General features: G+C 37.4%; 10 protein-coding genes and 4 pseudogenes. 8 read left to right on the top strand and 6 right to left on the bottom strand.

The annotated features are described in order from the left end of the window. Positions 1-778: 778 nt before the first annotated feature. Together ACKI4H_RS05680 and ACKI4H_RS05685 are read right to left on the bottom strand one after the other, a co-directional pair. Positions 779-1,693, bottom strand: a complete 915-nt coding sequence (locus ACKI4H_RS05680) for a ParB/RepB/Spo0J family partition protein (protein WP_407304389.1) — start codon at positions 1,691-1,693, stop codon at positions 779-781. An 18-nt stretch (positions 1,694-1,711) separates the two neighbouring features. Further along, the gene (locus tag ACKI4H_RS05685; RefSeq protein WP_407304390.1) at positions 1,712-2,497 is read right to left on the bottom strand and encodes a ParA family protein; all 786 of its coding nucleotides are present in this window, start codon (positions 2,495-2,497) and stop codon (positions 1,712-1,714) included. Positions 2,498-3,356: 859 nt separating this feature from the next. On the opposite strand from ACKI4H_RS05685, the gene ACKI4H_RS05690 reads away from it, so the two are divergent. Continuing rightward, positions 3,357-4,526 carry a RepB family plasmid replication initiator protein gene (locus ACKI4H_RS05690; RefSeq protein ID WP_407304392.1) on the top strand — a complete coding sequence of 390 codons (1,170 nt, stop codon included), beginning with the start codon at positions 3,357-3,359 and terminating at the stop codon, positions 4,524-4,526. 484 nt (positions 4,527-5,010) lie between these two features. Here ACKI4H_RS05690 and ACKI4H_RS05695 read toward each other — a convergent pair whose 3' ends face one another. Beyond that, positions 5,011-5,688, bottom strand: coding sequence for a type 1 glutamine amidotransferase domain-containing protein (locus tag ACKI4H_RS05695; RefSeq protein ID WP_407304393.1), 678 nt, complete (start codon positions 5,686-5,688; stop codon positions 5,011-5,013). Between the two features lie 5 nt (positions 5,689-5,693). Beyond that, entirely contained in the window at positions 5,694-5,927 is a 234-nt protein-coding gene (locus tag ACKI4H_RS05700; RefSeq protein ID WP_407304394.1) for a hypothetical protein, read from the bottom strand. An 868-nt stretch (positions 5,928-6,795) separates the two neighbouring features. On the opposite strand from ACKI4H_RS05700, the pseudogene ACKI4H_RS05705 reads away from it, so the two are divergent. Then, a pseudogene (locus ACKI4H_RS05705) lies at positions 6,796-7,009 on the top strand (TIGR03643 family protein). A gap of 22 nt (positions 7,010-7,031) precedes the next feature. Here the strand turns inward: ACKI4H_RS05705 and ACKI4H_RS05710 are convergent. Together ACKI4H_RS05710 and arsC are read right to left on the bottom strand one after the other, a co-directional pair. Continuing rightward, entirely contained in the window at positions 7,032-7,133 is a 102-nt protein-coding gene (locus ACKI4H_RS05710) for a DUF2256 domain-containing protein (protein ID WP_407304395.1), read from the bottom strand. Continuing rightward, positions 7,127-7,505: pseudogene (arsC, locus tag ACKI4H_RS05715) on the bottom strand (arsenate reductase (glutaredoxin)). Before arsC ends, ACKI4H_RS05710 begins: the two are co-directional and overlap by 7 nt. A gap of 84 nt (positions 7,506-7,589) precedes the next feature. On the opposite strand from arsC, the gene ACKI4H_RS05720 reads away from it, so the two are divergent. The 6 genes and pseudogenes from ACKI4H_RS05720 to ACKI4H_RS05745 all read left to right on the top strand — a co-directional run. Next, positions 7,590-7,913, top strand: a complete 324-nt coding sequence (locus ACKI4H_RS05720) for a metalloregulator ArsR/SmtB family transcription factor (protein ID WP_407304396.1) — start codon at positions 7,590-7,592, stop codon at positions 7,911-7,913. Between the two features lie 5 nt (positions 7,914-7,918). Next, positions 7,919-8,422, top strand: a complete 504-nt coding sequence (locus ACKI4H_RS05725) for an arsenate reductase ArsC (protein WP_407304397.1) — start codon at positions 7,919-7,921, stop codon at positions 8,420-8,422. Then, positions 8,395-9,435 carry an ACR3 family arsenite efflux transporter gene (arsB, locus tag ACKI4H_RS05730; RefSeq protein WP_407304398.1) on the top strand — a complete coding sequence of 347 codons (1,041 nt, stop codon included), beginning with the start codon at positions 8,395-8,397 and terminating at the stop codon, positions 9,433-9,435. The genes ACKI4H_RS05725 and arsB overlap by 28 nt, the downstream gene beginning before the upstream one ends. A 5-nt stretch (positions 9,436-9,440) precedes the next feature. Beyond that, entirely contained in the window at positions 9,441-10,145 is a 705-nt protein-coding gene (arsH, locus tag ACKI4H_RS05735; RefSeq protein ID WP_407304399.1) for an arsenical resistance protein ArsH, read from the top strand. Positions 10,146-10,276: 131 nt separating this feature from the next. Then, positions 10,277-11,193 (top strand): annotated as a pseudogene (locus ACKI4H_RS05740) (ArsO family NAD(P)H-dependent flavin-containing monooxygenase); the annotation flags it as partial. 90 nt (positions 11,194-11,283) lie between these two features. Then, a pseudogene (locus ACKI4H_RS05745) lies at positions 11,284-11,403 on the top strand (transposase); the annotation flags it as partial. Positions 11,404-11,560: the final 157 nt, after the last annotated feature.

The following is an 11,560-nucleotide window of genomic DNA, read 5'->3' on the forward strand; positions in this document are numbered from 1 at the left end:
ATTTCGGAAAATAGAAAGTAACTTAGACCAGTGTTGATTATTCAGCATTGTACGAGGCATAGCGAGAGTAAAATTGGGTTTGGCGATTTAATTTTACTACCTCGCTATTTTTTTAAGCAACAAATGTCAACAGACCCTAATTATTTTATGTTTTAAAGGAAAAACTTTATCCGCGATTCGGGTTATGTAGGATTTCCTGGCTAGACTTTACCAAATTATGATCTTAAGTGCTTATAGGTGTGCTCTTAAGCTGAACCAACTTAAATAGATGACATCCAAAAATTATTCTCAGGCCTGTACTTTTTTGGTGATGATTATTTTTTTGCAGATATTTTAAAATTTGTTGATTTATATTTGGCTTAAAAGAACTCTAGCGGCTCAGAATACTCATATTTTCTTCATTTGAGCTTAAACGCATTTATTTTAACTTTAAGCTGTATTCACCAATGCGCCCACTAAAAAACACCCTCTCGCAAGAAAATGAGAGTGTTTACAACCCATACTCAGCTCAACCTTATCCATACTTAATGTTTCCCTGATTTATATACTTCAATACGATCAAAATTAATTTGATCTGGTCCATGTTTCTTCTTCTGATAGATCCGTTTTTTTATAAAATTACGTTACTGGAGTGGGATGCGAAAATAATCAAAGTAAGCGACAAATATAAAGACATCGATTTTTTAATAATATTCATCAATTTTAAATTTTATTTACCCTAATCACTATGTTCAAAAGTGCATGACTGGTTTTAGCTCAAAACAAGTGTAGCAAATTGCTACACTTGTTTTTTTGAGGGCACCAGCATTTTTTTCAGCAGATTTTCCAGTTCTTGTAAGTTTTGATCATCAAATTCAGTCATTTTTACTGACACTTTTAAGGTGTTGTGATCAAATTTAATATTCCCTGCAACCTTTCCATCATATTCAATTTTATGCACGATTGAGGTTTTAATCGGCTCTTGTGTTTCGGTCGACTTGAGTATTTTTTCAGCCAACAAGGCCAATTTTGTTTGTTCTACTTCTTTTTTCAGTAGTTTCGCCCAAGCTTCTAATAATGCTTTTTTAGCATTACTGTAATTATCTTCATAGTCGGATAAAAACTTTTTTACTGCCGTGGCGGCAGTACGTGCCAACAAGGTCGGTTGTTGCTCTAAATCTGCAATCAGTTCTGGAGGCAATTTTTCGAAAGACAAATATTTATACATATCTTCACGGTTCATGCCTAATGATTTTGCGAGTTTTTGCTTGTTCTTTTTTAATTTCTCATTCAGAGAACTCAAACCGACATAGATTTCATAATCAGTTAAATCTTCTCGTTTTAAATTTTCAGCTAAAGTTAACAGTGCCACGTCTTCATCTGATGCGTCTATGACAATCACTTCAATGGTATTTTTATTCAGAACTTGATGTGCTTTCAATCGTCGTTCACCCGCGATCAACTCATATTTATCCTGTACTCGTCGAACTGCAATTGGTTGTAATAAGCCAATTTCGTCAATCGAAGCTGCCAAGTCTTCAATATCTTGTTGATTAAAGATTTTTCGCGGTTGATTGGGACTGGGCTGAATATCTGTAATTTGTACATTACGACGTAGTTCTTTTACATCATTGACATGCTCTTTTTGAGCTTGCTGATGCTTTTGAGTATTTTGCTGCAGACGCTGTGCCAACAGTTCTTTTGTACTTACCATAATATTCTCAGAATACTTTTATTCAACACGATGGATAATTTCTTTCGCTAATTCTTGAAAAGCTTTACGAACTTTAGCGTTTTTCTCTACCGCCAATAAGGGTTGTTGCAAAATTGCGGCTTGATTTACTTTAGTGCTCATCGGAATTGTGGTTTTTAGCAATTCGCCGACTTGGCTTAAAGCTTCATCCCGGATAAGTTTACATACATTTTGACGTTCATCATGTTTAATCAATAAAGCGCCTAAGAGTTTTAATTCCGGATTAACACGTCTTATTTTAGTTAAATGGTTAATTAAATCGGTTACACCGTATAAACCATATTGTGAACCTGATTCAATGGGTACCATGACATGCGTGGATGCAGCCAATGCATTACTGGTGAGAAGCTTTAGGCTAGGAGGACAGTCAATCAGGATGAAATCATATAATCCTTTTAACAGTTCCAATTTGCTTGCCAATTCTTCCGATGGTCTTGGAGAATCATCTTTGAGTTGATCTTCAGTTTTACCTAAAGTAAGTGAACCATAAATTAAAGAGACATTTTTAAAATTGGTTTCTTCTTCTAAAGCTTCCGATAACAGACTTAAATCACCCACAAGTAATTCAGCAGAGGTGGTTTCAACTTCACTTGGATGTCTTGATCCGATATGTAGACTTGCATTGGCTTGGGGATCTAAATCAATCACCAATACTTTGTTGCCCAAGTCTGCCAGTTCGGATGCCAGATGAACAACTGTGGTGGTCTTTCCGCAACCACCTTTATGATTTGCCACAGCAATAATTTTAGTCGACTTACTTGTCATAATAAACCTCGCTTGAGTTATTGTAATATAAAGAACTTTGTAGCAACTTGCTACACCTTCTTTTAGTTAGCTTAAAGTTATTCTTTAACTTGAAGAAAAAATAAACACATTCTTTTTTTTATTAAATATAGCTAGCTAATTATAATTAGTATTAATTTATATAATTAGTTAATTATAATTAGAGCACTTTTTTATTCTTTTAAATCAATATCTTAGGATTTTAAAAGTGGAAGGTTTGTCACTGAAAAGTGGAAGGTTTGTCACTGAAAGGTGGAAGACCTGTCACTGAAAGGTGGAAGACCTGTCACTATGGTGGAAGACTTGTCATTAGGTTTATATAAAGTTTGAATTTAAACTATAAAATTATTTAAAAACAAATTGTTAATCTGTTGATAAGTGAGTTTATTTGGCTTTAAAGGTGGAAGACTTGTCATTTTGGTATTTTAATACTGTGGATAACCTGTTTGTTCGTAATTTCATCAAGGATAGGGTCTGTTTTTAGTTCTCATTCAGCTAAAAGTGGAAGGTTTGTCACTATTAAGGTGCATTTCAAATTATTTTTTCCACTTTAAGGGCTGGTTTGGCGCATTATTTGGCTTTTCACGCCTATTAAAAATGATTGATAAATACTAAAAGTGGAAGCTTTGTCACTAATAAGTGTAAAATAATTTTTACTTTCCACCTTTAGTTTAAAAAGTGTTTTAAATAATAAAACAAAGTGACATGGCTTCCACTCTTAGCCTTTGCTTTGATTGCTTGTTGTTCATTTCTATCGTGGAGCGAGTTGAAAGGGTGGATAATTTGCATAGAATTCCACTTTTGTGTATAACATATAGAAAAGTACTTTTATTTTCCACTTATGAACAAGCTGAACGAAAAAGAAGAAATCGAATATTTACCCTATTGTATTGGGAATATTCGCCATAATGGCGTGGTCAGTACCAGTAATCGCTTGATTCGACCGATTGAACTGTCATCCAATGAGTATAAGGCACTCCTTTATGCGATGGCTGTTGCAAATTACGGTGAGAAAAATAATCAGGATCGAGAAATTACCGAGCAAACCTATATTTATTTGCATAAAGATGATTTAGGCGAATTGCTGGGTTTGGATAAAAAAAATTCTATCAATGTTGCAATAGATCGGATCTATAAAGAACTGTCCTCTCGTGTTGCCCATTTTGTTATTGAAGAGCCTTTGGATGACAGCAAGCGGAAAGTAAAAAAAGTCCACTCTGTGGTCCCAATTATTCGAGAGCTACGTTGGGAAGATGACGCTAAAAATGCCTTACAGATTCGCTTTACCAGTGAAGTACTGCCTTATTTTACCCGTCTGGCGAGCGGTAATTTCACCACCTATCAATTAAAAGATTTATTTGCTCTAGACTCTGTAACCAGTATGAGCCTGTATTCCTACTTTATTAAAAATGAGTTCAAGTATGCCAATCAGGACACTTATGAAGTTGAACTGTCATTGGAAAACATCAAAGCATTGACCGATATTGGTGAGAAGAAATATGACCGTTGGGTTGATTTCAGACGTTATGTATTAGATAAAATTGTTGAAGAAATTAATGAAAGAACCAGCCTCAAGCTCGAGTATGACACTATTAAGAAGGGGCGGCCTATTGTCGGTGTGCGGTTTAAGATTACCAGTGGACATAGTGAAGTTGTTATTGCTCAAAGCAATGAAAATACCCAAATCTATTTGGATGTCGATTTTGATGATAACGCCATCGTGAAAGAGCTGGGCGCAAAATTCGATATGACGGTTCGGTCTTGGTATATTCATGCCAATGATCCGAATTATAAGCAGTTCAGCAAGTGGTTTAAGGCCGAAGGCTGTTTAACCGATTCCCAAGCTAACTTGATTGTAAACGATATCATGTTTCAAATGGATTTTGCGGTGGCTGGCGTATCCATGAATGATTTCAAAAAAGAGATGAAATCTAAGCTAAAAAATGATCCCGCCTTTGTACAAGGAAATCGCGAACGGTTAAATGAAATTTTCGGAAAAGAGATTATTTAAAAGGTGTAGCAACTTACTACACTTTTTTTATTGATCACGCTAACTTAAGTTAGCTTAATGGTTAAGCCTTCAAATTGACACGAAAAATTATGGTATATGCGGGGGAAATCCTATCAATAAGTCACCTAAAACTCTCATTAATAAAATAGGGACGAGACATTCAAATATCCTAGTAGCAGCGTAAAGGCTATAGAAATAATTTGGCAATATTGCATTTTTTAGTGGGAATGAGGGGACAGATACATATTGAAATTATATTTCTACGTTTAATATTAAGAGTAAATTTGTTGTACATTGAATAGCCTAAGCAATATGATAAATTTTTAAATAATCGCATTCTTATAGAAATATTTGAGAACACGTCAATAATCCTTTAAAAATAAATAAAGTGTCTTAAAGAATTGTTGTTTTTAAAGCTGATCTTGATTTATAAAGTCGCATGGCTGAGTACATTCAAAATTATGCGTCCAGCCATGGGTAAGGCTTATTTTAACAACTGAAGTAGGGCTTTGGCGGTTGCTTCAGAAGAAGACGGGTTTTGTCCGGTAATGAGCAATCCATCGACTTCAACATGCACTTGCCAATCATCGGCTTTGGAATAGTTGCCCCCATTTTCCTTCAGAACATCTTCGACCAGGAAAGGAACTATTTCAGTCAGACCGACTGCAGCTTCCTCGGTATTGCTAAAACCGGTGACTGACTTAGCGGCGACCAAGGGCTGGCCCTGTTCTGTTTTGACGTGACGAAGCACCCCAGGCGCATGGCAAACCGCAGCAACCGGTTTAGCTGCTTGAATGGCTTGTTCGATCAGGGCAATTGAATGGCTGTCTTCTGCCAAATCCCATAAGGGACCATGACCGCCTGGATAAAACACAGCATCAAAATCTGTGATAGAAACTTCACTCAGCTTTTTGGTGTGCGCAAGTGCTTGCATAGCAGAGGAATCTGCCTCAAAACGTTGCGTTGTTTCGGTCTGGGCATCGGGTTCGTTGCTTTTAGGATCTAACGGCGGCTGGCCACCTTTGGGAGAGGCTAATGTGACTTCTGCACCTGCATCGATAAAGGCATAATAAGGGGCTGCAAGCTCTTCAAGCCAGAAGCCTGTTTTCTTGCCTGTGTTGCCAAGTTGGTCATGTGATGTAAGAACGACAAGAATTTTCATAGTGTTTACCTAATGGTTGTACTTTTAAGCTCTGCTGATGTGCGGTAATTTGGTAAAGTAATACCCTTTATTAGACTACGTTTATAAATCAAAAAAAGATGATCTTTTTGGTAATGATCTGTACCGTAAATTTTAAGAGATTCATACTTAGCTTCTGCATAAAAGATATCGATATAAAAAGCTTTCTGGCTCCAGTCTAAGCGACTTATGGGCAGCTTATAATTTTTATGTTGGGTCATGAAAACCTCATATTCATCTCATGAATTACTCTATTTTCTGAAGAAAAATAAATAGGTCTGATGGGGGAGGGTGAAAAAATGAAGTCAGTTGCGAAATGAATCGACCTATATTTAAAAATATCAGGAGCTTAACACCCTGAAAAAGAAATTCAGCCCCGTATAAAATAAGTAATTAACCTTTAAGAGGAAAATTCATAAAATTTGTTCTTAACCAAGATATCCTGCTTGCGGCACTTACTGTAATCTTGAGCCTAATTTTCGGTACAGCTACGGGTGAAAAGGCGGCTCAAGCTGTGGGTATGAATGTTGAAGTTCGATTTATTCTGGGATGAGGAGAGGTAATTCAAAAACAGAATAATGCTCATTCCTTTAAAGATTTCGACCCTAAAGCAGAGGGTTTCCGTAACTGGTTGAAAGAAGACGATGTTGCATAGCTAGAAACTGGCAGGCAAGAATAGTGGTCAGCTCGTAGATATGTACGACTGGTGCAGTGAAATGAACTCTGATAGTCCACTAATTTTTTAGATACCAGTTATTTAAAGAAATGGCTCATTAATAAGGGATTTATCAACGATAACACAAAGTATTCAAAATTGATGATCCGCTTATAGAATCCTACTTAAAAAGATCTGCAAAGTATTATATGTGGGCTACAGATGAATAATAAAAAAAATACAGCGCAGCCCCAAAAATCACAAAATCTTCATGTTCCTTTTTATAAAATAACATCAGTCGGTTTGATCTGATCAGGAAATATGGAGAGATATGAGTGTGAACGTAATCAACGACTTTCTAATTTTTAAACAAAGTAGAGCTTGTGCACGGTGTAATTGAATATTGTTGAACAGATCTATCACGGATTATTGAAATGACTTGGGAGGATAGAATACCTTTTTGAAGCCATTCAGCAAGAGTTTGGTTTGAATGAATCTGCAGTGATTCGCTTAATGCGTCAAAATATGAAACCAAGTAGTTTTAAACTGTGGCGTGAACAAGTGTCAGGACGTAAAACTAAACATTTTCAATTGCGTTCACCGGATGTGATTCGGGCCTATTGTTCGCGGCAGTACAAACGTTTCTAGCAGCATTACGCTAGGATAGAGGTTATTTGGATTGATGTTTACATCTTTCAGAATAATATCTGACCTCATCCCAGCAGCGGTGCCATTTCTTGCGCCAGTGAAAGGGACAACCGGCAGTCAGCACATATCATTCAGTTGAGGGGCGGTTAATAAATCCAGTACTAACTCAGATGGCCGACATAATTTAATACCAAGATCCGTTACTACAAATGGGTGGTTTTAGAATTGGATATTCAAGCATAAAACCAATTAACTGATCATCAGTCCAATGTTCTTGCGCTAATTCCAGTTTTTCGTAAGGTTCAACATTTTTTCGAATGGCTTCACGCACAGAAAGCCCTGATTTATCAATTAACGTAATTAGCTCTTCTTTACTGGGAGGTGTTTGCAAATACTCAATCACTTCAGGTTCTTGCCTTGTATTTCGAATAAGTTCAAGCGTATTTCTTAAAGTTCCACAGGCAGGGTTATGATAAATCTTAATCTTATGTGACATGAGTTTTCTCAGGGTAAAACAATATTGCATATACATATGGATATACGTATATTCGAAATAGTGAATATAGGGAGTTATAAGAAAATGAATCAAACAGATTTCTTTAAATGCTTATCTGACCCCACTCGTTTAGATATTTTGAAATTGGTGATAGTTAAGCAAAATATCTGTGTTTGTGAACTCACCGAACGTTTGCAGCTCAGTCAGCCTAAGATTTCCCGACACTTGGCATTGCTTAGAAACCTTTCAATTTTGCTAGATCAGCGGCAAGGACAGTGGGTGTATTACCGCTTAAATCCCCATCTTCCAGAATGGGCTAAAGCTGTTCTAAACATCATCTCAGCTCAAAGTGACGCCATGATTAACAGCAACGCTACCTCTACCTCTATTTCAATACATTGTGATTAATAACCATGAAGTTTCTATTCTTATGTACAGGCAATAGTTGCCGCAGCATCCTTTCAGAAGTGCTATTTAACAGCCGTGCTCCTAAAGGATGGAAAGCTTATAGTGCTGGTAGTAAGCCTACAGGTAAAGTTCATCCATTAACGATTAAGACTTTGGAAAACTTAGGTCTATCTACAGAAGGCTTATCCAGCAAAACAATAGATGACTGTGAACAGTACCAACCTGATGTCGTGATTACAGTATGTGATTCGGCCGCTCAAGAATCATGTCCTTTATATTTAAAGGATGCAATTAAAGCGCATTGGGGATTAGCCGACCCATCACATTTAGATCTTCCTGAAGAAGAAAAACTCCAGGCATTCTTAAAGACTGTTGATCACATCAATAGACGTTTAGACGCTTTATTTGCACTTGATCTAAATAGCTTTTCTCATCCTGAATTAATCAATGAAATCAAAATATTTCTAACCTCGAGTAAGCCATGTTTACTTCCAGACTTTCATTTTTAGATCGAAACTTAACGCTATGGATTTTTATTGCTATGGCATTAGGAGTAGGCATTGGCGTGTTCTTTCCTCAAGCTTCTGTTGCATTAGATCAGCTGAGTGTTGATTCAGTGAATATTCCTATTGCAATAGGACTTATTCTGATGATGTATCCACCACTCGCTAAAGTTAATTATGCAACTTTGCCAAAAGTGTTCGAGGATAAACGTACCCTGACCTTATCCCTTGTTCAGAACTGGCTTATAGCGCCATGTTTGATGTTTATCCTGGCAATAGTTTTCCTGCATTCCTATCCTGAATATATGACAGGTTTGATCCTGATAGGATTGGCTCGATGTATCGCTATGGTCTTGGTATGGAATGGATTAGCCTGTGGCGATAATGAATACGTAGCGGCATTGGTTGCTTTTAATAGTATCTTCCAGATCTTATTCTTTAGTACCTATGCTTGGCTTTTCCTCACCTTCTTACCGCCTTATTTCGGTGTCGAAGCACAGGTTATTGATGTAAGCTTTTGGACAGTTACTCATGCTGTCCTCATTTATCTCGGCATTCCATTTCTACTTGGTTTCTTAACCCGACTGATTTTAGTGAAACAAAAAGGGTTGCTATGGTATCAAACCAAGTTTATTCCCAAGATTAGTCCACTCAGCCTGATTGCGCTTTTATTTACGATTGTGGCTATGTTCAGCCTTAAAGGTGGTGAAGTCGTTCATTTACCTCTAGACGTGCTGAGAATAGCAATCCCCTTAACCATCTATTTCATTATGATGTTCTTCATTAGCTTCTTTATGAGTAAATGGATGGGCAATGACTACCCTAAAACGACTGCTATTTCCTTTACTGCGGCAGGAAACAATTTTGAATTGGCACTTGCGGTAGCTATTACCACTTTTGGTTTGGCTTCACCTGTAGCCTTCACCACAGTTATTGGCCCATTGGTAGAAGTTCCCGTATTGATCGCTCTGGTTACGGTATCTTTATGGCTGAGAAAAAAAGTTTTTAAAGAGGTATAAATCTGATGAATTTACCGAATATTGATTTAAGTCTTTTAGAAAAGCCTACCTTAGAAAAAGTTCAAGCAAAAGACCTTGATCATCCACCAAGAATACTGCTTCTGTACGGCTCAAATCGTGAAAGATCATATAGCCGTTTAGCTATTCAGGAAGCAGGTCGAATCCTAGAGTATTTCGGTGCGGAAGTTAAAATTTTTCATCCTAAAGGTTTACCTCTACCTGAAGATGGCGATATGGAGCATCCTAAAGTTAAAGAGCTACATGAACTCTTAGCATGGTCAGAGGGTATGGTCTGGTGCTCTCCTGAACGTCATGGCTCAATGAGTTCAATCTTGAAAGCTCAAATCGACTGGATTCCACTGGCCGCAGGTGCAATACGTGCAACTCAAGGTAAAACTTTAGCTGTAATGCAAGTTTGTGGCGGTTCTCAGTCTTTTAATGCAGTTAATCAATTGCGTATTTTAGGACGTTGGATGCGGATGATCACTATTCCAAATCAATCATCAGTACCCAAAGCATTCATGGAATTTGAAGAAGATGGTTATATGAAGCCTTCTTCTTATTACACTAGGATCGTGGATGTGATGGAAGAGTTATTTAAGTTTACGCTGCTGACACGAGGTCAAAGTAAATACCTGACTGATCGTTATTCAGAACGTAAAGAATCGGCTGAAGAGTTATCTAAGCGTGTGAATCAGCGTGGTTTATAAGTTTAAGTACTTATAGAAATACCTAACTGATTCAATATGATTGGTAAGTTGTTAGCATTTAAATAAGTAAATATCCGGTCTTAAAGACTGGATATTTAGCTTATATATGAGAAATAAAAAAGGGAACAGATTTGAACCAGAAACAATCTGAAACTGACGTAGTAATCATTGGTGGTGGACAAGCAGTGTTATCTACTGCTTATTTTTTAAATCTTAAAAAAATACCATTCATCATTTTAGATGATTAAAAACAAACAGGGGGGTGCTTGGCTACATGCGTGGGAGTCGTTACGCCTTTTTTCTCCGAATACTTGGAGTTTGTTATCTGGTTGGATGATGCACTACCACTGAACAGAGCTATCCCCCAAGAAATGAGGTCATTGGATATTTAGCGGCTTATGAGCAGCGATATCAGTTTCCCGTGGTTCGGTCCAGTACATGTGGATCGCATTGATCCTAACGACCAATATCTGGATGTATGTGCAGGTGAAAAATATTGGTGAGCTAAAGTTGTAGTAAGTGCAACAGGAACTTGGAGCCAGCCTTTTATCCTTAATTATGATGGTCTAGAACAGTTTCAAGGCGTACAAATTCATTGATCCGATTATAAAAATGCCGACTTATTTAAAGGCAAAAAAGTCATGATCGTAGGTGGTGGAAATTCAGGAGCACAAATACTTGCTGAAGTTCCTCAAGTTGCGGAAACGATTTGGGTGACAAAAACTCCTCCGCAATTTTTACCTGATAATGTTGATGGTTGAGTACTGTTTTTAAGAGCGACTGAGCGTTTAAAAGCACAACAAGAGGGAAGAACAGTTGACCAGCCAATAGGTGGACTCGGTGATATTGTTAAAGAGGCAAGGGATAGAGGAGTTTTGCATAGCCGTCCACCTTTTCAATCCTTAACTACAGATGCAGTTATTTGGTCTGATGGGGAAAAGAGAAAATTGATGTGATTATTTGGTGTGCTGGATTTAAAGCATCATTAAATCATCTAAAAAGTCTGGGTATAGTAGAGCAAGATAATTGGGCACTGTTGCAAATAGGGGCCTAAGTCGATGATGTTCCCTTTAAAAGTGGACTGCCACCACTCTTCTAGACAAATTTCGTCTATTCTTTTTGCATAGGAGAGAACATCATGAGTGGACAACGATATACCCCAGAATTTAAAGATGAAGCAGTAAAGCAAGTGACTGAAAAAGGTCATAGCGTAGCTGAAGTTGCCGCGCGTTTAGGTACAACCCCGCACAGTCTTTATGCCTGAATTAAACGTTATGATCCTCAACAGCCTAAAATCATAGAATCTGGTGATCCACTTGCGGAATTGGCAAAGCTAAAAAAAGAACTTCAAAATAAACCTGCATCTTGTTCCATCAGGAGTTTTTATCCTTGCAGATAAAGGCGATCAGGGGATT

Origin of the sequence: Acinetobacter sp., from assembly GCF_045628685.1 — a bacterium.
Taxonomy (GTDB): domain Bacteria; phylum Pseudomonadota; class Gammaproteobacteria; order Pseudomonadales; family Moraxellaceae; genus Acinetobacter.